This is a genomic window from Allokutzneria sp. A3M-2-11 16, assembly GCF_024213555.1.
Classification (GTDB): Bacteria; Actinomycetota; Actinomycetes; order Mycobacteriales; family Pseudonocardiaceae; genus Allokutzneria.
This window is the reverse complement of sequence record NZ_JANAVO010000013.1, coordinates 109,328-133,381: the sequence shown is the minus strand read 5'-3', so window position 1 is coordinate 133,381 and position 24,054 is coordinate 109,328. Positions and strand designations below refer to the sequence as shown.

Sequence of the window (24,054 nt, the reverse complement as noted above, 5' to 3'; positions counted from 1 at the left end):
GTCCGAAGCTTATCCGGCTCGATTTCCCGGTGTCAAATCGGGGGTCAACCCGACCTTTTCCCAGAAAAGGAGATCCGACGTCACACGACTCCGAACATATTCACTTCACATATCAGGGAGCACACGCCAACGACGCACCACACCCAGGCGGATTTAGTCAGGCAGTGTGTTGTTCCCAATTTCGCAGGCCGCCCACTCTACCACCATGCGATGGGAGCTTGGTTCGCGGGTCTTACTTGCCTCGCGCCCGGTCCGAAGAGGTCCGTGCCGCGCTGGCCTGGAGAAAGTTACGTAGGCGATGATCAGAAGTCAAATCGGCTGGTCAGCGCGATGTGACGGTCACTTCGCGCTCGCCGGGGATGATCTTCACGAGGTAGGTCCGGTCGTTCGCGTGGGCACTCCCTCCTTCCACGGAGACGTAGCAGGGGTGGACCTCGGCCAAGCGCGCGACGTGTTCCTTGACGGCGATCACCGCAGCCAGCTCAGCGCGAGCGAGCGAGGGATCGACACCGAACACGCGCGCCACGGAGCCCGGCGTCACGTCCATGGCGTCCACGTCCTGCTGCCGCAGCACCGTGGTGTCTCCGCTCTGCGAGGAGAGCGTCGCCCCAGGCACGTACACGCGGTCGCGAAGGAACGCGCGGCGTGCTGCGAGCGGCAGTGAAGCTCCCAGCTCCAGCGGGATCATCACGTAGACCAGGCGCATCTGCGCCGCCACGCGGCCGTGCACCACCAACTGCATATCAAAGATCGGCAGTACTGGGTTCCCGTCGGCGTGCCCGGCAAACCGGATCTCCGAGATCGCCGTGCCTGTGCGCGGCAACTCCTCGTAGAGGTCGAGGGACACCAAGCGGTGCGGAACTCCGACGCGCCCTGGAGGGATGTCCGCTGACCAGCGCTGGAGGTGGTGCACCGGGACTCCGTGCACCATTCCGTCCAGGAGTCCCTGGTGCAGCCGACCGTAGGGCACTGTGCCGCGATCGATGTCGAGGACGCTCGTGCTGCCGGAGTCGGATGTGCGCAGCGACGTGACGTAGTGGAACGCGGGGCCGTGGAACATCTCTCCGCTGGTGTACGGGTCGACTTCCTCCACCGCGTCGATGAGCGGGGCGAACGGTTCGGGCCGCTCGGACGGGAACGGGCCGAGGTGGACGGTGCCCGCGGCGACCTCCTCGAACCTGGACAGGTGAGTGGTGGCGGCCTCGCGCCACGTCAGCAGGGTGACCTGGGTGGTGTCGCGGTCCCGAACCACGTCCGTGCGGAGGCGGACCGGGTGGTCGGTCGGCAGCCAGCGACGGAGCTGGACGTCGCGCATGGCGTGCACGGAGCGGCCGGTGCGGCGTGCGGCGGCGTCCGCGAGTGTGTCCACAATGGACATCATGGGCATGGCGGGCGTCGCCCAGCCGGGGCGGTGGTCGGCCATCCAGGGGTGCTCGGCGGGGTCGAGCCGGCTCTCGCCGTTGGTGCTCATGGCGAACTGGCTCAGGTGGTAGAGGCGGCGGCCTTCGAACCAGAGCCAGCCCTCGGCGACGACGTGGTCCGCCTCGACCGCGAGGACCTCGATCTCCATCGTCATGGTGCCGGTGCCGGGGACGACCTGGCCGCGGTAGGTCCACTTCATCGGGTGGCCGATCAGCACGGGATCGTGGCCGGGACCGCTGAGGCCCTGCGCTCGCAGGTGCAGCCGCAGTGCCTGGCACAGCGCCTCGATGCCGAGCGAACCGGGTTGGACCGGGTCCTGGAAGAAGTGGGCTTTGAAGTACCACTCCCCCGCGTCCACGTCCTTCTCCGCGCGCAGCCTGCCGAGCCCGGCCTTGCCGCCGTCCGGCCAGTAGCCGGTGACGCGGTCCAGCATGAGCAGCATCGGCGGGGTGTCCGCGAGGCCGCCGAGGTCGAGGTCTCGGCCGGGCGGCAACTGCTCGGGAGGGCCGCCGGGCAGGCCGACCTGCTCCTCCAGCGCGCGTTTGGGGAAGAAGCCGAAGACGGCGGTGGCGTGGTAGGCGGGGACTCCGTCCGCGAGCACGTCCACGACGAAGCTGTTGATGACCATGTTGCCGAGCCGGGAGACCCTGCACAGCTCAGCGGTGGTGCGCAGGACCCTCGTCCCGGAGGTGATGTGGCTGATCACCGTGCCCTCGCCGTCGAGGTTGCGGTAGAAGAGGCTTTCCTCGGTGGCGGCGAGGTCGGTGGTCATCGACGACAGCGACCCGCACACCTGGAGGGCCACTTCGATCAGCGCGGCGGACGGCATGACGGGCTGCGCGCCGGAGTCGAAGTACCAGGCGTCGGCGGGCACGTCGTACTCCGCGACGAGGGTGTCCCCGACGCGTTCGGCACCTGGCTCGATGGTGCCGCCGACGAACCGGCTGACGAACAGGTACGGCGGGCCGGGGAGGCGGGGCATGCGCAGCGCCCCGTCGAAGCGGGCGCGGGACTCACCGCCGGACTCCGCCTGGCGACCCCAGGACGCGGCGAGAACCATGCGGAGTCCGCCCGGGTGGTCCTGGTGGCCCACGAGGCCGCCGAGCAGTGGCAAGGGGACGTCCTCGCCCGCCTTGAGCACTCGGGGCGGGCCGAGACGGCGCCAGTGGTCCAGCGGCCAGTCCGGGACCAGGGACACGGTGAGTTCCGCCGCGTGGAAGGCTTTCACACCGTCCACTGTGCACAGAACGTCGGCGGTGACGGAGAACTCGTCGAGGGCGGAGACGAAGACCTCGTAGACCAGTTCGGAGTCGGTGGGGGTGACCTGGCGGCGGCAGCGCAGGCGGGCCTGGCCCTGGACCTCGAAGCGCCAGCCGTCGCGGTCGATGCTGTGCCCGCACGCGGCGAGGTGGAACGACGCCGCCTGGACCGCGCCCTCGAACATCAGGGTGCCGGGCATGCAGGGGTCGTTGTGGAAGTGGCCATCGAAGAACCAGCTGTCCGGGGCGACGCGAGTCCTCGCGCGGAGGTAGCCGCGGTGCGGGTCGAACTCGGTCACCTCGTCGATCAGGCACATGCGGCCGGAACCGATGCGCGGGCTGCGGACGTGGGCTCGGGAGATTTCCCAGTCCTGGCCGAAGCAGTCGGCGGGTCGGCCTTCGGCGAACGCGATGAGCTGTTCGGCGGTGAAGGCGGCGGCCGTCCGGGCGGCAGGCGCGCAGCCCACGGTGGGGCCGGGGTTCCAGAGGACGCCTTCGCTCGCCGCGAGTTCCTCGTCGGTGAAGAAGCCCGCTTGTCCATTTCGGACAGTCATGCGGAGCTCACCGTTGACGTGGCAGTCGTAGCGGAAGGAGAACACGCGGGCGTCGCCGTCCACGTGGATCTCGTAGCGCAGGGTGTCGCCTGGCCCCGGTGGTGCTCCGTGCATGGTCAGGTCGCAGCCGAGCAGGCGGTAGACCCGTTCGCCGCCAACGAGATCGGCGCCGAGCCAGCTGATCAGGAGCAGGTCGGCCTGGCCCGCCTCGATCATCAGCCCGGCGGGCATGCGACCGCAGCCGTCGAGGTACCAGGAGTCGTCGGTGATGTCGGTTTCCGTCCAGATGGTCCCGGTCGCGCGTCCCTTGGTGAGCGCGCCGGGTTCGCCTTCGATGTCGAGTACCCGGTCGGCGAGCAGCATCGGTGGCGCGGGCATGCGGGTTTGCCGGTGCTTGTGGTCCTGCGCCGCGAACAGCGGGCCGAACAGCTCGGAGATCTTGCCGTGGGCGAGGAACTCCAGTTGGGCGCGGTCGAGCCTCATGCCGGGCTCTGGCCGGGTGAAGAGTGCGCTGAGCGTGCGCTGGAAGGCCTGGTCGGCTTCGGCGTGGGTGGCGAGGAACTGGTGGTATGCCTGGGCTTGTCCGGTGAGTGCGGCGCGGTGAGCCGTGGTGACCAGGGTGCACAGGCTGGCCGGGCCCGCGGCCGGGGCGGGGCGGAGCACCGGGGGCAGGGGCGGCGCGGGCGGCATCACGTGTGCCTGCACCACTTGGGTTTGGGCCGCAGAGAGGTTCACCGGGAACCGGATGACGTTCGTTCTTTCCTTGCCGACGAGCACTCCTGCCGCCGCCAGTTCCGCGATCACCTGGGGCCGCGGGGCGTCCAGCGCGACGGCGAGGTGGTCGCGGTCACCGAGGATGCGGTCGATCCACGAGGTGCACAGGTTCCGCGGGCCGTGCTCGACGAAGATCCGCACACCGTCCGACCAGGCACGTTCGATCACCCGAACGAAGTCGATCGTGCCGAGCATCTGGTGGGTGAGCGCGGCGGCGACCGAGTCGGCGGTCGGTTCGTAGGACTCACCGCTGGCGCAGCTGTAGAAGCGGACGCCGGGGATCGGGGTGATCGGCCGGTGGTGCAGCTCCCACCACCGCGCGGCGATCTCGGCGAGTTCGGGCGCGTGGGCGGCCATGTCGTAGTCGAGCCGGACCGCCGTGAACTCGTGCCGGGCCAGCCATGTCGCGCAGGCGTCGGCCTCACCGCCGATGACGCACAGGTCGGGGGTGTTGATCGCCATCAGGTGGACGGCGCGCTCCCCCGCCAGGGCCGCGCGGGCGTGCTCCGCGGCGATGGGGACCGCGTAGCTGGCCCACCGCTCGCCTTCGACGCCCAGCTCCGCCCAGGCTCGGCGGATGGTGCGGTACTCACCGCCGATCTCCTTGTCGAACAGGCCGCTGCGCCGGGCTTCCTCGACCGGGTTGTCCCAGAGCCCCAGCGCGGTGAGCGCCGCGGATTCGCCCGAGGAGTACCCGATCACGGCGTCGGGATCGCCCAGGAGCCCGCGGCTGGTCCTCGCGTGCCGCGCGCTCAGGTGTCCAGCCGCGATGATCTGGTCGAGGACGTTCGCGTGGGGCTCGGCGGCCGACCCGTTGGTGAACACGAAGGCCGTCTCTCCGGCCAGCGGTGTGTCCCGATAGGACGCTCCCCTGGGTCGGATCGCCTTGTTCTGGAGCCATTTCACGGCCTGGTCGAGCACGTCGCCGTTGACCGCGAGGCGGGCGGGGCCGTTGTTGGACTCGCGTCCGGCGGCCACCGCGCGGAGCACGTCGGCGCGATCCCGGCCGGAGAAGATCCGCAGCCGGGGAGCCTTGTGGAGGATCTCGGCGGCGACGGAGAGCAGGCCGCTCGCGGCGTGGGTGTTGCCGAACAGGTCGTCTCCGACCGGTGGTTTTTCGCCCAGGACAGCCATGATCTCGTCGCCATCCCGCTGCGCGTCGTCGAGCCGCTTGAGCACGAGCACGATGGCGGCGTCACCTGGGTGCTCCGTGCGGAGGGCCGCGCGCTGGACCGGATCGGTGGTCACGTCGACCGCGCCGACCACGGCCGCGTCCACCTCACGATGGCGGAGTGCGCGCACGGCCAGGTCCAGCGCGACCAAGCCGGACTCCTCGTCCGCGCACACCGCGAGCCCTGGTCCGGCGAGGTCGAGCTGGGTGTTGATGCGGTGCGCGGTGACGTGCGGCATCGTGCCGACGACCGCGGCGGCGACGAGAGGTTCGGCGTGACCGCCGCGCCAGCCGGCGCTGTACCGCGCAGGCCCGACGGAGTCGCCGATTCCCACCAGAACCGCCGTTCGCTCTCGGGGCAGAACGACGGAACTGGCCGCTTCGCGCGCCGCCGCGAGCGCCATGAGCTGGCGGGGTTCGGCGCTGCGGAGATCCGCCGGGGGGAAGCAGAGCCCGTCGACGTCGACGTCCACTGTGGACATCGGGCCGACCGGAGTGCCGGTCAGCAGGGCGTTGCGGAAGTCTTCGAGGCTGTTGCCGTCTCCCACCCTGGCGCCCATCGCCACGACCGCGATCTGGGCGGGCGGTGGGGGCTCGGGCACTCCGGCAGAGTCGTGCCACGCTTCCAGGATCACGTGTGCGTTAGCGCCGCCGAACCCGAAGGAGCTCACCCCGGCTCGGCGGGGGCCGCTCCACTCCTCGGCGGTTTCCGCGATGCGCAGCGGAGTTCCGGCGAGTGCGTCGATCGCGTCGACCGTTTCCGGTTGTGCCGGGCGAACTCCTGCCGTGAACGCGCCGAGGACCTTGAGGATGCCCGCCATGCCCGACGCGGCGAGCGTGTGGCCGATCGCGGCCTTCAGCGAGCCGATCACGACGTCGGGCGCGTCGCGGAAGACAGCGGCCATCGCGCGGACTTCCACCGCGTCACCAACGGGCGTGCCGGTGGCGTGACACTCCACATAGGACACTGTCGCGGGATCGAGCCCGGCGAGCTCGTAAGCCTGGCGCAGTGCTCGTTCCTGGCCCTGTTGCGACGGGGAGAGCAGTCCGCCGGACCTGCCGTCGTTGGACAGGCCGACGCCTCGGATCACGCCCAGGACCGGGATGTCGGCGGCGATCGCGTCAGCGAGGCGCATCAGGGCGATGAATCCAGCGCCCTCGCCGGGAACCAGGCCGTCCGCGTCGCGGTGGAACGGGCGGCTGCGGCCGGTCGGGCTCGCGGCCGAAAGCGCTTGGAAACCTCGGTGGAGGAACAGGTTGTCGGCACGGTTGACCGCGCCCGCGACCATCACGCGCGCGGTTCGGTCGTGCAGCCGGTCGCACGCGTACTTCACCGCGTAGAGCGCGGAAGCGCACGCGGCGTCCAGGGAGAACGCACCCGCCCCCAGGCCCAGCATCCGCGCCGTGAGCCTGGCCGGGAAGCCGGAGGCGAACCAGTGCCGTGGATCGGGAGGTGTTTCCCCGCGCCAGACCTGTTCGGCGAACTTCGCCGCGGCCTCGTGTGCGGAGGGCAGGATGCCGAGGACCAGACCGGCTTCCCCCGGACTCGCTCCGGCCTCCTTCAACGCGCCCTCGGTGCCGTGCAGGACCCAGTCGTTCAGCGGGTCGATCGCGCTGGCACCGACTTCGACGAATCCTCCACTGTGGACTCCGTCGGCCTCGACGCGCCACCGGCCCGGTGGCACCGGGGTGAGGCACGACCTGCGTTCGATGACGTTGCGCCACAAGGTGTCCGGATCGGGCGCGCCGGGAAACCGGCACGCCCGCCCGACGACGGCGATGGGTTCGAAGGTCATCAGCTTGGCCGACGCACCAGCTCGACGTCCAGGAACTCGGCGCGCACCGCCCCAGTGGAGTCGGTGAGCACCACGTCGCACGTGGTGTGCGCGGAGCCGGTCTTGCCAGCGAACACCACGCACCGCCCCGCGCCCAGCGGGCCCGACCCGTGGGTGCGGATCTCACCGATGGCCATGGGCAGCGTCGCGCTCCGAAGGAGCTCGCCTGCCCACACGCAGGCGAGCTGGAGCATTCCGTCCAACGCGGGCCCATCGGTTTCCCACTCGTCCACCGGCCAGTCCAGCTCCGTGGTCCCGACGATCTCCGCGACCGCGCCGGAGTCGTTGATGCAGCAGAATTTTCGCAGCGACTGGAATTGAGGGCCGTGGAACATCGCCACGCCGTCGTAGAGCACCGGCACGAACGGTGACGAGGTGTCGGCCAGCTCCGGCCAGTCGCGGGGTCCGGTGTGCTCGCCGAGCGTCGCCCTCATGTGGGCGACGCCATCGCGGAGTTCGAGGTCAGCACCGGAGCGCTGGACCGTGAGGCGGTCGCCGTCGCCCCGGTAGCCGGGCAAGGTGACCTTGCGCAGCACCCGGAAGTTCTGTAGCGCCACCGGTTCCCCGGCGGCTCTGATGAACCATTCGATCGCCATCACGACCGGCAGGATCGTCACACCGTTGATCGTGTGGTCGACCAGGTACGGGTTGCGGACTTCGTTGACGACGATCTCCATGGGCGTGGTCGCTGAGGCCGGGGCCGTGCCGTCCTGCTGGGCGAGGCACACCCTGCTCGGCGCACCCGGGCGCAGTGCTTCCTCGGCGAACGCGCTCGCCCCGGCCGCGATGGGGATCAGGGGAACACCGTTGCCGGTGAACAGTTCCGCCAGCTGCGGTGTGACCATGCCGCCGTGCCACGGTCCCCAGTCGATGGAGCGGACCACGCGACCGGGCTTGCGGGCGAGTTCGACCGCGGCGACCTGGTCCAGGACCTCGTTGGCGACGGCGTAGTCGGCTTGGCCCGCGTTGCCGAAGAGTCCGGTGACCGAGGAGAACAGGCACAGCAGGTCCACGGGGTCGTCCGCCGTCGCGCGCAGCAGCGTCCGCAGCGAGTCGATCTTGGTGCGCAGCACGCGTTCGATCTGCTCGGAAGTCTTGTCCACCAAGTGTTTGTCCGCGAGCACACCGGCACCGTGCACGATGCCGGTGATCGGGCCCCACTCGGCGCGGACCTGGCTCAGGGCTTCGGTCAAGGCGGCTTCGTCGCGCACGTCGACGGCGGTGTAGCGCACGGTGGCGCCCGCGTCCTCCAGGGCGACGATCGTGTCGCGGACCTCTCGACCGGCCAGGATGTCCTTGGCCTGGGCGGAGAGCGCGGCGGGATCGGCTTGTCTCGTCGCGGCCAGCGCACGGACGAGGGAGGGCTCGTCCACGTGGGCGCGCAGCCCAGCGGGCTCGACCTTCAGCGTTGTGCGGCCCAGCAGGACGATCCGGGGTTGGCGCCGCTTGGCCAGCTCGATGAGCGAGGCAGCGGTCACCCCCCGCGCTCCACCCGTGGCGACGATCACCGACTCCTTGGTGATCATCATGCTTTCGTTTCCGGACAAGGGTTCCGGGCGCATCCGGAGCGTGTTGCGGGTGCCGTCCGCGCGAAGCCCCACGTCCAGGTCGGGGCCGCCTTCGAGGAGTTCGCGCACAACGGCTTCGGCCAGTTCGCCGGGTGTGCGGGCACCGCGTTCGAGGTCGAGCGCCTTGATCGCCGAGTCCGGCCATTCGCGGGCGGCGGTGCGGGCAAGGCCGGAGAGCCCGGCCGTCCACGCGCGGTCGCCTTGTGCGCCGCTCAGGCCGAAGTCGCCTCCGGTGTCCTGGACGGTGACGAGGAGCTTGCAGCGGTCGGCGATCGCCGAGGCGGCGAGGATCGGGATGGTCAGGTGCGCGACGGCCTTGTCTGCCGCCACTTCGGCGAGGTTGAGCAGGATGAGGCCGGTGGCGTCTTGGGGCACTTCCGTTTCGACAGAGGCGGCGCAGCCGTGCTCTCGGAGCTCCACGGCGATCGCCTCGGCTATGCCGGTGCCATCGTCGATCACCGCGATCGGGCCGTCGAACAGCCCTGCGACGGCGAGCTCCGCGCGGGTCGTGGGGACCGCCGCCGGAACGCTTCTGACCAGCTCACCCAGCACAGGGGTGACTGACTTGGGTTCGGCGGGCGCGGGGGCGCCGTTGAGGTTGCGGACCTTCTCGGCGACCTCGCGCAACGTGCGGGCGGCGGCGAACTCGGCGATGTCGCTGTCCGGGAGGTCGCCGGTGTGGTCGCGGAAGGCGGAGAGGATCTCCACCCGCTTGATGGAGTCGATGCCCAGGTCGGACTCCAGCTCCATGTCCAGGTTGAGGATCTCGGCCGGGTAGCCGGTGCGCTCCGCGACGACCTCGAGGATCTTCGCGTCGATGTCCACTTCGGACAGTGCGGCGGGGGCTTCGGCCGGGATCGGCGCGGGAGCCGGGACGGCGGCGGGGGCCGCAACCGGCGGTGGCGGGGCCATCACGGACGGGCTCGTCACCGGCTGGCTCGTCACCGGCGGGGCCATCACGGACGGGGCGATCGACGGCGGGGCGGGCATCGGCGGCGGCTGGAACGCCACCGGTGCCGGTGAGAACGTGGGCGGAGGGGCGGCGGGCGCGGGCGTTCCGAGGAGAGCGGACAGGGACAGCTCGGACATGCGGAGGTAGGCCAGGTGGCTCTCGGTGACCCGGCGCTGGTAGTCCGCGTGCGCCTCGGCCGTCTGGCGTTGGTAGTCGGCGTGGGCGAGCGCGGCCTGCCGTTGGGTCTCCTCCAGCAGGCTGCGCGTCGACTGGTCCACGTGGCCGTTCATGACCGGCGGGGCAGGGACGGGCAGGTGGCCGTTGGTCACCTGCGCGGGAACCGGAGACGGCGCCAGCTCCCCGTCCTTGGGTGGGTAGGAGCGGTCGTAGTGTCCACCGTCGACCTTCACCGTCATCCGTGCGCCGTCCTTCCGCTGGGGCTCGGGTACCGAGCCGTACTCCTCCCAGAGCACGGCGTAGTCAAGCTCCGCACCGGCTACCGCGAGGCGGCCGAGGGCTTCGTGCACCGTGGTCATGCCGTTGCGGCGAGCGCGGTCCAGGCACACCGCCACGTGCGGCCGATCCCCCAGCACCCGTCCGACCAGCCCAGTGAGGGTGCTGCCCGCGCCGACCTCGACGAAGGTCCGCGCACCCGCCGCGTACATCGCCTCGATCTGCGCCTGGAACAGCACTGGGGCGGCGAGGTGGCCCGCGATGCGTCCGCGCACTTCGTCCACTTCGGACGGATAGGTGTCACCGTCGGTGTTGCCGTACACGGGGATGGATGACTCCGAGATGTCCACAGTGGACAGGTGCTCGGCGAACGGGGCTGCCGCGTCGGCCACCACCGGGCTGTGGAAGGCGGTCGCGGCTTCGAGCCTACGGGTGGTGACACCCTTGAACGCAGCCTCCGCGGCGGCGATCCCGGCCGTGGTGCCGGACAGGACGATCTGTTCGGGCGCGTTGTGGTTGGCGATCCACACGCCGTCCAGTTCGGCGATCACGGCCTCGACCTTCTCGTGATTCGCCGTCACCGCCAGCATGGCGCCCGCGGTGGTCTGTGCGGCGTCGCGCATCAGCTCACCGCGGCGCCGGGCGACGTCCAGTAACGCGTCGGCATCGAGCACTCCGGCGGCGTGCAGCGCGGTGAGTTCGCCGAAGCTGTGCCCGGCAACGCAGTCCGGGCGCAGCCCCAGGGCCCGGACCACGTCGAGCAGCGCGAGGCTGTGCGCGGCGAGGGCGGGCTGCGCCCACTCCGTCGCGGTGATCCGGGCCTTCTGCTCCACGCGGTCGGCGTCGGTGAAGACCGGGCACGGGAACACGACGCGGTGCAGCGGCGTGCCGTCGAACTCCTTTGTGCCGTAACGATCCCATGCTCGCTGAGCGGCGGGGAGCTGCATCGCCAGATCCGCTCCCATGCCGACGTACTGGGAGCCCTGGCCGGGGAAGAGCAGGGCGAGGCCGCCGAGTTCGGCCGGGCCGGACGCGTAGGCCAGCCCGGGCGCGGTGAACGCCGCTTCGCGCCCGATCAGCTCCCTGGCCTGCGTGATCTTCGCCTTCAGGTCGGCCTCATCGGTGGCGACGACGGCGAGGCGGAACGGGGCCTTGGGTTCGAAGCGCCGTTGACTTTCCTGAGCGGAAAGCTCGCGTTCGGCCAGCCCTTCCTTGGTGTCGGCGCTGAACAGCCAGAGTTCGGTCGCGGCGGTCCTGGAGCGCGGTGCGCGCTCCGCCCAGCCCGACTCGCTCGGGACGTACTCCTCCACCGTGACGTGGAAGTTGCTGCCGCCGAAGCCGAAGCTCGACACCGAGGCGCGCCGGGGGTGATCGTCACCGCGCACCCACGGCCGGGCGGCGGTGTTGAGGTAGAAGGGACTGCTCTCGATCTCCAGGCTCGGGTTCGGCGCGTCGACCTTGATCGTCGGCGGGAGCACGCGGTGGTGCAGGGCCAGGATCGCCTTGAGCAGCCCGGCCGCGCCCGCCGTGCACTTCGTGTGCCCGATCTGGGACTTGACCGAACCGAGGGCGCACCACTGGGCGTCGTCCCGATCGTCACCGAACACCGATCGCAGCCCGGCGAACTCCGCGGCGTCCCCGGCCTTGGTGCCGGTCCCGTGCGCCTCGACAAGCTCCACAGTGGACGGTGAGTAGCCCGCGCGCTCATAGGCCCTGCGCAACGCTCGCGCCTGTCCTTCCGGCACCGGCGCGTAGATCGCCGTTCCGCCACCATCAGAGGCGGTACCGATGCCGCGGATCACCGCGTAGACCTTGTCCCCGTCGCGTTCGACATCGGCGAGCCGCTTCAATGCGAACATCGCGATGCCTTCGCCGAGCATGGTTCCGTCGGCCTGTTCGGAGAACGGGCGGCAGTCCCCGGTCAGGGACAGCGCGGGAGTCTTGGAGAAGCAGACGAACATGAACGCCTCGCTGGCGGTGTCCACGCCCCCGGCCAGCATCAGGTCGGCGCGACCGGAAGCCAGCTCGTCGACGGCCGTGTGCAGCGCCGCGAACGAGCTCGCGCAGGCCGCGTCGGTGGTGTGGTTCATCCCGTGCAGGTCGAAGCGGTTGGCGATCCGTCCGGACAGCACGTTGGTGAGCAGACCGGGGAAGCTCGCCTCACCCCATTCCGGAGCCAGCCCGGTGAACCGCGCGACGGCCTCGCGCACGGTGGAATCAGGCAGGCCCTGCGCGCGGAGCACCCTCGCGAGTGCCGGCCCCGACATGCGCTGCGCCAGGGATCCCACCAGGTTGAGCGTCGACGCGCCCAGCACGATGCCGGTCCGGTCACGATCCAGGGACGCCGGGTCGCCGCCCGCCACCTCCGCGAGCACGCGTTCCGCCACCATCAGCGACAGCAGCTGCGCGGCGTCGGTCTGGTCCAGGTTCTTCGGCAGCACACCGAAAGCGAGCGGGTCGAACTCCGTCGCCGACAGGAACGCGCCGCGCTTGGCGTAGGTCTTGTCGGGGGCCAGCGGGTCCGGGTCGTAGAAGTCCTCCAGCAGCCAGCGGTCCGCGGGCACCTCGGTGATCATGTCCCGGCCCGCCGACACCGTGCGCCAGAACCCCGCCGTGTTCTCGGAACCCGGCAGCAGCGCGCCGAGGCCGACCACGGCGATCGGCACAGTGGGCGCGAAGTCCTCGAACATGGCGACTCCCTCAACTCAGCGGGCGGGGGCGGAAAGCGAACGCTTCGGCGGGAACGGCGACGCCGTACGTGCGGGCCTGGTGGGCTCGGGTGAGCACGGCGGCGCCCTCAAGCAGGTTCAGCGCGATCTGCACGACGGAGCGGTTGGCGGGCTCGGCGAGGAAACTGCCCGCGGCCCAGCGGTTGAACGCACCCATCGCCGGGCCGCACCACAGCTGGTAGTCGCTGCGCCGGACCGGGTCGCCGGTGATCGCCCAGCGGCTGGAACCGCCCAGGTACCAACGGAAAACGAGCGCCATGCGGTGCTTCGGGTCGCGCTCGGCCTTGTCCAGCTCGGCCGGGTCGCGCTCGGCCCAGAACTGCTTGGTCCGCACCCAGACGTCCCCGACGGAGGCACCGAGGACTTCCTTCTCCAGGCGGTCCAGCAGCGGTTGTGGAATGCCCTCGATGCCGTCGTGGTCGCGGTAGACCTGGTAGAGCCGGTTCGCTCGCGCGGCGAACATCGTGCCCCGCTTGAGCACCTGGAGCTTGACGCCGAGCTCGAACATGTCGGCTGCGGGAGCCATCGCGACGTCGGTGATGTCGGCCTGCGCCAACAGCTTCTTGGCCTCTTCGGACACCCCGGCCTCGACCGCGACCTGGTTCACCGAGCCGGTCAGCACGTACGCGGCACCGAGCGCGAAGGCCGCCGCGACCGCCGCCGGAGTGCCCAGCCCGCCCGCCGCGCCCACGCGCACCGGGCGGTGGTAGCCGTACCGTGCGCACATCTCGTCGCGAACCGCCAGAATCGTTGGCAGCAAAGCGGAAAGCGGCCGGTTGTCGGTGTGCCCGCCGCTGTCGGCCTCCACGGTGACGTCCTCCGCGACCGGAACGTGGCGAGCCAGCTCGGCTTCCTCTGCGGTGATCTGACCGCGCTCCACCAGCACGCGCAGCAGTGGCTCGGGCGCCGGGGAGAGGAACTTCTCGGCCAGCTCCGGGCGGGAGAGCTTGGCGAAGACGGTGGTGCGGCGGCTGATCCAGCCGTTGGCCTCGCGGCGCAACCCGGAGACGGCGCACCGCACGACCGCCGGGGTCAGCGTCATGAACGCCGACGCGGAGATCCTGGGCACGCCGCGCCGGAGCAGGAGGTCCGCGACCGCCTCCTCGATGGCGGGCTCGGTCGGCGAGTGGATCAGGTTCACGCCCCAGTTCGTCCGCCCGGCGAGCTCGCGGCTCAGCTCCTCGACCGCTGACTCCACTGTGGACGGTGCGAGGCCACCCGCGCCGAAGAAGCCGAGCATGTCGGCGCGGGCCATCGCGACCACCATGCGCGTCGTCGCGATCCCGTTGGCCATCTCCCCTGCGACATAAGGGAAACGGACGCCATGAGCTTCGCAGAAGCTGCGGTCGCCGAGCCATTCCGGGTAGAGCGCGGGCAGGACGCCGAGCGTTTCGCCCTGGCCGACGGTGATGCCGCCGTCCGCGCCGCGCGTGACGGGCAGCGGTTCGCGCACCCGGTGGATGAGATCGATCATGCTCGCTCCCGCGCGGAGAGGTGTTCGGTCAGGCGCCGCAGGCCCTCCTCGGTGCTGACCTTCGGGTGGTAGCCGAGGTCGCGGCGGGCGGCGGAGATGTCGAACCAGTGCGAGGTGCCGCCGTGCTGGATCACCATCCGCGTCAGGGGCGGCTCGGCGCGCACGGCGGCCAGCCGGTACGCGCCCTCCACCACCGTCGCGGCGAACTTGGCCAGGGCGAACGGCACGCGCCGCGTCTCCGGTGGCAGTCCGGCGACGGCCAGCAGCGCGTTCAGCGTCTCGTCCGCGGTGCGCGGATCGTCCTGGGTGAGGAAGTACGCGCGCCCGGCGATCGGCGAGCCCGGCTCCAGCCTCTCCACGGCAAGCAGGTGCGCGTCGGCGGCGTTGTCGATGTAGATGGTGTCGACGCGCTTGCCCGGCGGCCCGATCAGCCGCATCCGCCCGGCCCTTGCCCTGCCGATGATCCTGGGCAGGAAGTGCGGATCGCCGGGACCCCAGATGAGGTGCGGGCGCAGCGCCACCGTGGCCAGCTCCGGGGAGTTGGCGGCCAGCACCCGCTTCTCCGCCTCGGCCTTGGTCCTGGGGTAGTCGCCGTGGAAGTGCTTCGCGTACGGCGCGTTCTCGTCGACCCCTTCCAGGTCCTGTCCATTGTGGACGACGCTCGGGCTGGACGTGTGGACCAGCCGCGGCACCCCGTTCTCCCGGCACGCCTTGATCACGTGGTCGGTACCGAGCACGTTGATGCCGTAGAACTCGTAGGTCTGGCCCCACTGACCGGCCTTCGCTCCACAGTGGACAACCGCGTCCCGGCCCGCGACCGCCGCGGTCACCGTGCCGTAGTCCTGGAGGTCGCCCTGGAGCTGGTCCACCTCCAGGTCCGCGTGGTAGTTGCGGGAGAACGAGGTCACCTCGTGCCCGGCCGCCAGCAGCCGCGCGCACACCGCCTTGCCGAGGAAGCCACCACCGCCGGTCACCAGGATCTTCATCGCGCCCTCCTCGACGCCCACCGGGCCAGCCGCTCCCGGCCGATCTTCGCGTTGTGCCGGACGTCCACCGGGAACCCCGGGTGGAACAGCACGGTGTCGATGCCGCGGTCGCCGACCAGGCGCAGCACCTCGGCGGCGATCCGGTTCCGGCCGGACTGCCGGACCCCGCGTTCGGTCTCCACGCACACCACCGGCTGCTGCCGTCCCGCGGGACCGACGCCGACCAGTGCGGTGCGCCGCACCCCGCGCACCGTGTTCGCGATCGGCTCGACCTGCTCGGTGTTCAGGTCGCCGTGGGAGGTGCGGACGCGCTGCGACTTGCGGCCGCAGAACCACAACCGCCCGTGCTCGTCGAGCCAGCCGAGATCGCCGACGCGGTGCACGATCCGGTCGCCGTCGCGGATCTTGTGCAGCGCGGTCGCGTCCGGGCGGTTGTGGTAGCGCTCGCTGACGCTCGGCCCGGCGACCGTGATCTCCCCGATTTCCCCTTGTTTGACAAGGAGATCATCGCTCCACTCGGCGATCGGGTCGTCGTCGACCCGGATGATCCGCACGTCGTTGTCGGCCAGCGGGACGCCGACGCAGGTGCCCGCGCCGTTCTCGCTCGCCACGCGGGCCTCGCCGAGCAGGTCCCGGCTCTCGATCACGCTGACCGGCAGGCACTCCGTCGCGCCGTACCCGGAGTACAGCAACGCATCCGGCTTCAGGCACTTGCGCATCCGCTCGGCGATCCGCGGGTCCAGCGACGCCCCGGCCGAGGTGACCACGGACAACGACGACAGCACGACGTCGTTGTCCACGCAGTACCGGGACAGCCGGTCCAGCAGCGCTGGCGAGCCGAACATGCCGCGCACCCCGAACCGGTCGATCTCGGTGATCAGCGCCGCCGGATCGGCCTCCGCCGGGTGCACCGGGTCCATGTCCGGCACCACCATGCTCAGCCCGAGCGCGGGCCCGGCCAGCGAGAACGGCGGGAACGTGGACATCCCGACCATCCCGGGCGGGATCGGGAACACCTGCCCGGCCAGCCGCGTCTGCGCGCCGAGGTGGCGGCCCCGGAACTCCACGCCCTTCGGCGGCCCGGTCGAGCCCGAGGTGAACGCGATGCCCGCGAGCGCCTCGGGATCCGGGTCGAGCTCCGGCGGCTGCTCGCCGACCCGAGCGCACAACGCCTTCAGCGTCGGGCCGCCCCAGAACCACCTGCGCCCCACGGTGATCGGGATGCGCACGCTGGATCGTCCCCAACCCAGCACTACGCGCGCGGCATGCGCCAGCGGAACACCGATGAACGCCTCGGGCGCGGACTCCGCGACGCAGGCCCGCAACGCCGTCTTCGCGATACCGGGATCGATGAGCACCGGGATCACGCCGATCCGGACCAGCGCGAAGAACAACGCGCCCAGCTCCGGTCCGGGCGGCACGAGCACGCAGGCTCGCATTCCCTTGCGCAGCCCCGCGTTCCACAGTGCGACGGTGTACTCCTCGCCCAGCTCTCCGAGTTCGGCATAGCTCATCAACGAGTACGCGCCGCCTCCCGTGGGCCACCAGACCGCCGTGCTGTCCGGGCGGTGCTCCACCGAGTCCTGGAACGCGGCCAGGAAGTCGTGGGCGTGCCGGCTCACCATCGCATCGCCATCACGCCGAGGCTGAGCCCGCTGGCCAGGCCGACGAGCAGCACCCTGTCCCCCGGCTTCAGGCGCCCGCTCTCCACGGCGGTCACCAGTTGCAGCGGCAGGGTCGCCGAGGCCACGTTGCCGTGATCGGCAAGCGTCAGAACCGTGCGGTCGTAAGGAATTCCGGCGCGCTCGCAGAACACCTCCACGTACGCGAGCACGGCCTGGTGGATGCACACCACGTCGAAGTCGGCCATGCTCAGACCGAACCCGGCGACCGCGTCCAGCAGCGGCGTGATGTCCGCCTGGTCGAGCCCCTTCATCAGGTCCAACGTCTTCACGCCGAGGTACTCCACCTTCAGCGTGTCGGCTTCCTTGTCGTGCACCAACGGGATGACAGTGGCCGACCACGCGCTGGAGTTGGCGGTCGACCGGTGTCCGATGATCCCCGGCTCGTCACTGGCCTCCACCAGCAGCGCGGCACCCGCGTCGGACACTGTGTGCGAGGCCCCGGCGTGCACGTAGTCGTCCACCGAGGTGATGCCGCGGTAGCGAGCACCGGGTGAAACCCTTTCACCGCAAGCGATCAGCACTCGCCGGTACTGCCCGGTGCGGATGAGCGCGTCGGCGACCTCGATCGCGTTGAACACGCTGCTGCACGCGTTGCTGACGTCGAAGACCGGGCACGAGCCGCCGAGCTTGTCGGCGACGATGTGCGCCGTCGCGGGCTCGATGACGTCCGTGCTCGCCGCGGCGAAGATCAACAGGTCCACGTCGTCGATGCCGTGACCCCACTCGGCGAAGAGCTTCCCGACCGCGGCCACCGCCAGGTCCGATGCCTGCGTGTCCTCCGGCGCGATGTGCCGGAAGCGCACCCCGGTGAACCGCTCGATCAGTCCCTCCGGCGGTTCGAAGCCCGGGTTCAGCTCGGCGACGAGGGCTTCCACCTCCTCGCTGGTCCGGCCGCCTTCCGGCAGGTGCACGGCGATCCGGCTGATCCTGGAGTAGCTCACGCCCGGCTCTCCTCGATCACCGCGTGCAGGACATCCGCGACCTCGCCGACCGTGCGCGTCACGATGATCTCGCCGACCGGCGCGGTCACCCCGAAGCGCTTCTCCACGTCGGTGATCGCCCGCATCGCCTTCAGCGAGTCGATGTCCGGCAACGCGTAGACCGGCATGTCCGGCTGCACCTGCTCGACGTCGACCTGGAGGTGCGCGGCGATCTGTTGCCGAACGTATGTCAGGACTTCCGCTCGATCGACTGTTGTCACGTCGTCTCCTTCTGGACCGGCAAAAACGGAGTCAGGTCGAGGGGGACGCCGTTGCTCGCGAGCCGGGCGACCAGGCCCGCGACGGTGTTCACGGCGGGCGCGCCGCGCCGTTCGAGCGGAACCGCGACGTGCGGCTTGCCCGCGAGGGTGTCGGTGATCCACCGGGTGCACACGCCGCCGGGGCCGACCTCCAGGAAGTAGCGGTAGCCCTGCACGTAGGCGGCGCGCACCACGCGGGCGAAGTCCACCTGGCGGCTGAGCATCGTCATGATCTTGTCGCCGAGATCCCTGTCGCCCTTCGCGAACGGGCGGTTCTCGTGGGCGCTGAACAGCTCGACGCGCGGGTCCACGGTCACCGGCTGGTCGAAGGCGCTCTCGAAGTAGCCCCGCTCCATCAACGGCGTGTGGAAGACGTGGCTGTGCGCCGAGGGAATGCTCGGCAGGCCCAGCTCGGCGGCTACCTGGGCGCACTCGGTGGGGTCGCCGGTGATCACGACCTCGCCGGGGGTGTTGACGTGACTGAGGAAGACGCGGTCCCGACCGCGCACGGCGGTGCGCACCCGCTCCGGGTCTCCCATGATCACCCGGGAGCCCCACACCGGGCCCGGATCGGAATCGGGGATCTCCCACTTCCGCCGCACGACGCGATCCGAGGCCGCGATCCCGTCGTCGAGCACGGGCATCGCCCCCAGCGACCTGAGCGCCCAGAAGTCACGGGTGTCGGGCTGGGCCGCGATGATCATGCTCACCTCGCCGAGGCTGTAGCCGACCGCGCCGAGGTCCCGGCGGCCGAGCAGCGCGCGCAGCAGCTGGGTGTGGGCGGTGGTGAACCCGACTCCGATCGCGCACAAGGCGCCGAGGTCGTTGACCAGTTCCCGTTCCAGCCCGGCCTCGTCCTCCGGCCCGGCCACCCGGCCGAGCAGGCGCTGCACGAGGTCGCGATGCTCGACGGCGCCCGTGTCCAGTGCGAGTGCCTCCAGGGCGGAGTGCACCACCGGGAACAGGCGCATCAGCTCCCGGCTCAGTCCCGCGTACAAGGTGAACAGCCCGGGGTAGACGAGCGCGACACCGCCGTCCGCGCCGATCGGCCGCACCGCGCAGTAGCTGCCGTTGGGACTCGCCCAGTCCTTGCCCTCGGCGTGTGCGCGTGCCAGCGAGGTCAGTGCGCGGTCCAGTTCACGGGCCATCGCGTCGGGCTTCGCGCTGAACACCGCCCGCAGGGGTGCTTCCGCGTCGTCGGCCACGAGATCGGCCAGGTCAGCGCCCTCGTCGACGGCCTCCTTCACCCGCGTGACGGCTGCGATCAGGTCTTCGGTGTCCTTACCGCAGACGGGCAGCAACACCACGTCGGTGGCGTAGTGCCAGTCCACCGGCGCGATCTCGTCGCGGGTGTTGGCGCCGGTGAGGGTCAGCTCGCCGACCGTGGTGCGCAGCGGCGCGCCGTCCCTCTCGCACAGCCAGGGACAGCTCACGCCGGCGTTCTCCGGGCCCGGCGGGAGGTAGCGGTGGTAGAGGCTGAGCGCCGCCCGCACCAGGTCGTCCAGGGTGGCGGACGCATCGGGCTCCGGGACGGCCAGCGTCGCGTAGATCTTCGGAGCGGGTCGGTCCGGCCTGGTCAGGGCGATCGCCGCCCCCTCTTCGCAGACCAGCACGACATCGGCGTCCGCGAGTTCTTCCCCGGCCCGCGCCAGTGCCTTGGCCAGGCCGTCCGTGACCTCCACGACCACCACGCGCTCGTCCTGCGCGGAGACCGCGGCATCGCGCAGCGCCTCCTCCTGTACCCGTTCCGCGGGCCAGGTCCGGCTCTCCCCGATCGGGGTACCCGAGTAATGGGCGCGCTCGAACGATTCGACTGAACCGCAAGCCCCCATGGCGTAACCGATTCCGGCACATGCCAGACGCGTTTCACCCACAGCACTTACTCCCGGGGTAGAGGAATACCGATCCGTAACCTCAGGAAACGGAAAGAAACTCGCGAATCTCTCGTAACAGTTCCGGCGCACGATCTTCGAGGACGTAGTGACCAGCCTTCGGGTATACCCGATATGTCGCCCTCGGGAAACGTCTTCGCCATTCGTCGAGGAACGCCGAACGGAAAACGGGGTCCCGCCCGCCCCAGCCGATGAAGGCGGGGCGGTCGGCCAGCAGCGCCGCACCGCACTCGGCGGCGAGCAGCTCCAGCCAGGCCCGATCGCCCGGCCGCAGCGGGATGTCCTGCACGAAGCGCAGGATCGCCAGCCGGTCCTGGGGTCTCCGGTACGGGTGCAGGTACCCGGCGCGGACCTCCTCGGGCATCCGGCTGGTCACGCCGAGCAGCGCCGCACCCCTGGCGAAGGCGTTGTGCCGGAGGAACAGGTGCTCGGCGACCCGGGTGTTCTTGATCGCCCAGAGCGGTAGCCGCAGGGTCAGCGGGAACCTCCGGAACGGGCTCGGGAAGGCCGCCGTGTTCAGCATGACCAGGCGTGACACCCGCTCCGGGTACCGCGCCGCCCACGCCATGCCGATCGCCCCGCCCCAGTCGTGGGCCACCAGCGTCCAGCCGGTCGCCGGGGCGCCGCCGTTCTTGATCAGCTCGTCGGTGAGCGCCGCGAGGTCCTCCACCCGCGAGGCCAGCGTGTAGTCGTAGTCGCGCTCCGCCGGGCGGTCCGAGAGCCCCATGCCGACGTGGTCGGGCACGACGCAGCGGTGGTCGGAGCGCAGCTCGCGGACCAGGCGGCGCCAGAGGAAGCTCCAGCTCGGGTTGCCGTGCAGCATGAGCACCGGCGGCCCGCTGCCCTCGTCGAGGTAATGCTGCCGAGCGGCGGAGTGCCGGAACCAGTGCGATGTGAAATCGTAATCCGGAATGGCGTCTTTTCTGGTCCGCGACACTTCGGCCTACCCGGGTGAGACGACGGTGGAAACACGAAACATCGGCTCAGTCACTCCCAGTCGGCGGAACACGAACGCCGACCCACATTGGCACGGCCACCGGCGAACGACAAAGAGTCCATCAGGCTGAACGAGTGAAGGAATGCCGTACTTCACCCTCCTGGACCCACCCCATCGAATGTGTGTACTGACACGGGATTGCCCGACGCATATACTCCGCCGCCCTGCCGAGGACGCGGTGTTCAATGGGCGGCATGACTGACGGGACGCTGGTACTCCCTCTCGACGCGGCAACGGATCTGGCGACCGTCGGCGGCAAGGGGCTCTCGCTGGCGAAGCTCGCCCGCGCGGGCTTCCCGGTGCCCACCGGATTCCACGTCACGACGCACGCGTACCGGAGGTTCGCCTCCGCGAGGGACGAGGTCTCCGCCGCCATCCGCGATGAACTGTCCACTTTGGACGGACCGGTCGCGGTGCGGTCGTCCGCCACGGCGGAGGACCTGCCCGGGTTCTCCTTCGCCGGTCAGTACGACAGCTTCCTCGACGTCGTCGGCGCGGACGCCGTGCTGGAGGCGGTCGAGCGGTGCTGGGCGTCGTTGTGGAACGACCGCGCCACCGCCTATCGCGATCGCACCGGCATCTCCAGCGCGGCGATGGCGGTGGTGGTGCAGCGGCTCGTGCCCGCCGAGTCCGCCGGAGTGCTGTTCACCGCCAACCCGCTGACCGGTGACCGCGACGAGCTGGTGATCAACGCCGCGCGGGGGCTCGGCGAAGCGCTCGTCAGCGGTGAGGTCACGCCGGACACCTACGTCGTCGCGCACGGGCAGGTCGTGCGGACGGTCCCCGATCCGGTGCTCACCGAGGCCGAGATCGTGGAGCTCGCCCGGCTCGGCGAGCGCGTTGCGGAGCTGCACGGCATGCCGATGGACGTCGAATGGGCGCGCCACGACGGCGAGTTCTGGCTCGTGCAGGCGCGGCCGATCACCGGGCTCGACGAGCGGGCCGACGACAGCCACCGCGGGGACTACCTGTGGACCAGCACCAACGTCGGCGAGGCGATCCCGAGCGTGATGACCCCGGCGACGTGGTCGCTCGTGCGCGAACTGGCCATGCCGGAGGTCGCCGGGCACCCGCTGACCGGCAACATCGGCGGCCGGTTCTACCTCAACCTGAGCGTGCCGCTCAGCCTGGCGAGCGCGCTCGGGCTCGGCGGGCTCGCGCTGAAGCGGAGCGAGCGCGTCTTCGGGCAGATCGGCTCCGAGGTGGAGATCCCCCGCGTGCCGATGTCGCGTGGCACGGCGGTGCGCGCGGCCGCCGCCATGGTCGCGTGGATGGTCCGGCAGGCGCTGACCTACCGCAGGCGGCTCGGCGGGCTCCTCGCGGAGAACCCCAAGCGCTGCAAGGAACTCCACCGGCGGATCGGCGCGACCGACGACCCGCGCGCGCTCGCCGGGTTGTGGCGCTCGGACGTGGCGGAGCTGCTGACCGGGACCTGCCGGACGCTCGAAGCCGGGGCGCGGCAGGCCAGCCCGGACGGGGTCGCGGCGGTGCTGCGGCGCTGGGTGGGCGACGCCGACGCGGCCGCGCTGATGACCGGGCTGCACGACGAGGCCGAGGGCGCGCTGGTGAGCCTCGGCCCGGTGCTCGGGCTGGCGCGGCTGCGACGCGGCGAGGTCGACCGCGAGGACTACCTGTGGGCGTGGGGGCACCGATGCCCGGACGAGTTCGAGGTCTCCGCGCCGCGGCCCGCCGAGGACCCGGAGTGGCTGGACCGGCAGCTCGCCGGGCTCGGTGATCCCGAAGCCCTGCTGCGGCGGCAGGCCGGGGCGCGGGACGCGGCGTGGCGCGGGCTCCGCGCGCGACGGCCGCTCGGGGCGAGGCTGATCCGCCTCCGGCTCGACCGGCTCGCCGAGGCCGCGCGCGTCCGGGAGCGCGCCCGGTCGGAGTTCGTCCGCGGGTTCTGGGTGTTCCGGGTGTTCGCCGTCCGCGCCGGAGAGCTCACCGGCCTCGGCGACGACGTGTTCTTCCTGTCCTTCCCGGAGATCGTCGCGGTGCTCGACGGGGACCGCGCGGCGGTGGCGAAGATCGCGGGCAGGCGCGCGGCGCACCTGCGGTACCGCGCCCTGCCGCCGTACCCGACGCTCATCCGGGGCCGCTTCGACCCGAACGCCCTCGACCGTGCCGAGGAACCCGGTGACGGTGCGATCACCGGGTTCCCCGGCGTGGCGGGCGTCGTCGAGGGGAGCGCCCGCGTCGTGTCCACAGTGGAGGAAGCGGAGTCCTTGCTGCCAGGCGAGATCCTGGTCGCGGTGTCCACCAACATCGGCTGGACCCCGCTGTTCCCCAGGGCCGCCGCGGTGGTCACCGACATCGGCGCGCCGCTGTCCCACGCCGTGATCGTGGCGCGCGAACTGGGCATCCCGGCGGTGGTCGGCTGCGGTACCGCCACCGCCCGGCTGGCCACCGGCGACCGCATCCGGGTCGACGGGCTGCGGGGGACGGTCAGCGTGCTCGGCTGAGCGCCAGCTGCGAGGAGATCGCCGCGCGGGTGAGCTCCGCCTTGTTGCCGAGGCTGAGCTTCTTGCGCACCCGCTTCACGTAGGTGTCCACGGTGTGCCTGCTGATCCCCATCGTCCTGGCGATCTGGTCGTGCGTGCGGCCGTTGGCGATGTGCGAGAGCACCTCGGCCTCCCTCGGCGAGAGCTCTTCGTTGCCGCCGCCCGGGCCCACCGGCGCGGGGACGCCGAAGTCCGTGGCGAGGAACCGCTGGCCCCGCGCGACCCGCTGGACCGCCTCGACCACGGTCCGCAGCGGCGCCGACGCGTTCACGCAGCCCAGCGCGCCCGCGAGGAAGTAGCGCTGGGCGTCCTCGGCCTCGCAGGAGTCGGTCATCACCAGCACCCTCGCCCGCGAGGACATCCGCACCACCGCTCCCACGTCGGCCGTGGCCGCGCAGACGATGTCGACGTGCCCCGGTCGGGTGACGCCGCGGTCGACGACCACCTGGAAGCCGGGGACCGACCCCAGCAGCTTCCCGAGCCCGTACTCGAAAATCGGGCTGAACTTGCACAGCCTTATCCGAACTTCCTGAACCACAATTCCCCCAGCTCCCCCGCCCCCAGG

The 24,054-nt window shown here is 70.9% G+C and carries 11 protein-coding genes; 1 reads left to right on the top strand and 10 read right to left on the bottom strand.

The window, feature by feature from the left end; all coding sequences use genetic code 11:
• Window positions 1–322: 322 nt before the first annotated feature.
• From NLX83_RS35005 to NLX83_RS34965, 9 genes are all read right to left on the bottom strand, one after another.
• Window positions 323–6,976 (bottom strand): beta-ketoacyl synthase N-terminal-like domain-containing protein, encoded by a 6,654-nt coding sequence (locus tag NLX83_RS35005; protein WP_254239545.1) that lies wholly within the window; start codon window positions 6,974–6,976, stop codon window positions 323–325.
• Entirely contained in the window at window positions 6,976–12,678 is a 5,703-nt protein-coding gene (locus NLX83_RS35000; RefSeq protein WP_254239544.1) for a type I polyketide synthase, read from the bottom strand. Before NLX83_RS35000 ends, NLX83_RS35005 begins: the two co-directional genes overlap by 1 nt.
• A 10-nt stretch (window positions 12,679–12,688) precedes the next feature.
• Complete coding sequence (locus NLX83_RS34995; RefSeq protein WP_254239543.1) at window positions 12,689–14,191, bottom strand: PfaD family polyunsaturated fatty acid/polyketide biosynthesis protein; 1,503 nt, start codon at window positions 14,189–14,191, stop codon at window positions 12,689–12,691.
• Complete coding sequence (locus NLX83_RS34990) at window positions 14,188–15,177, bottom strand: NAD-dependent epimerase/dehydratase family protein (RefSeq protein ID WP_254239542.1); 990 nt, start codon at window positions 15,175–15,177, stop codon at window positions 14,188–14,190. The genes NLX83_RS34995 and NLX83_RS34990 overlap by 4 nt, the downstream gene beginning before the upstream one ends.
• Window positions 15,174–16,802, bottom strand: a complete 1,629-nt coding sequence (locus NLX83_RS34985) for a fatty acid CoA ligase family protein (protein WP_254239541.1) — start codon at window positions 16,800–16,802, stop codon at window positions 15,174–15,176. Before NLX83_RS34985 ends, NLX83_RS34990 begins: the two co-directional genes overlap by 4 nt.
• Window positions 16,796–17,803 (bottom strand): 3-oxoacyl-ACP synthase III family protein, encoded by a 1,008-nt coding sequence (locus NLX83_RS34980; RefSeq protein WP_254239540.1) that lies wholly within the window; start codon window positions 17,801–17,803, stop codon window positions 16,796–16,798. The genes NLX83_RS34985 and NLX83_RS34980 overlap by 7 nt, the downstream gene beginning before the upstream one ends.
• Window positions 17,800–18,063 carry an acyl carrier protein gene (locus tag NLX83_RS34975; protein ID WP_254239539.1) on the bottom strand — a complete coding sequence of 88 codons (264 nt, stop codon included), beginning with the start codon at window positions 18,061–18,063 and terminating at the stop codon, window positions 17,800–17,802. Before NLX83_RS34975 ends, NLX83_RS34980 begins: the two co-directional genes overlap by 4 nt.
• Entirely contained in the window at window positions 18,060–19,934 is a 1,875-nt protein-coding gene (locus tag NLX83_RS34970; protein ID WP_254239538.1) for a hypothetical protein, read from the bottom strand. The genes NLX83_RS34975 and NLX83_RS34970 overlap by 4 nt, the downstream gene beginning before the upstream one ends.
• 82 nt (window positions 19,935–20,016) lie before the next feature.
• Window positions 20,017–20,931 (bottom strand): alpha/beta fold hydrolase, encoded by a 915-nt coding sequence (locus NLX83_RS34965; protein ID WP_254239537.1) that lies wholly within the window; start codon window positions 20,929–20,931, stop codon window positions 20,017–20,019.
• 254 nt (window positions 20,932–21,185) lie between these two features.
• Between NLX83_RS34965 and NLX83_RS34960 the strand changes: the two genes are divergently transcribed.
• Complete coding sequence (locus NLX83_RS34960) at window positions 21,186–23,450, top strand: PEP/pyruvate-binding domain-containing protein (RefSeq protein ID WP_254239536.1); 2,265 nt, start codon at window positions 21,186–21,188, stop codon at window positions 23,448–23,450.
• Here NLX83_RS34960 and NLX83_RS34955 read toward each other — a convergent pair.
• Window positions 23,434–24,027 carry a response regulator transcription factor gene (locus NLX83_RS34955; protein ID WP_254239535.1) on the bottom strand — a complete coding sequence of 198 codons (594 nt, stop codon included), beginning with the start codon at window positions 24,025–24,027 and terminating at the stop codon, window positions 23,434–23,436. The genes NLX83_RS34960 and NLX83_RS34955 overlap by 17 nt on opposite strands.
• Window positions 24,028–24,054: the final 27 nt, after the last annotated feature.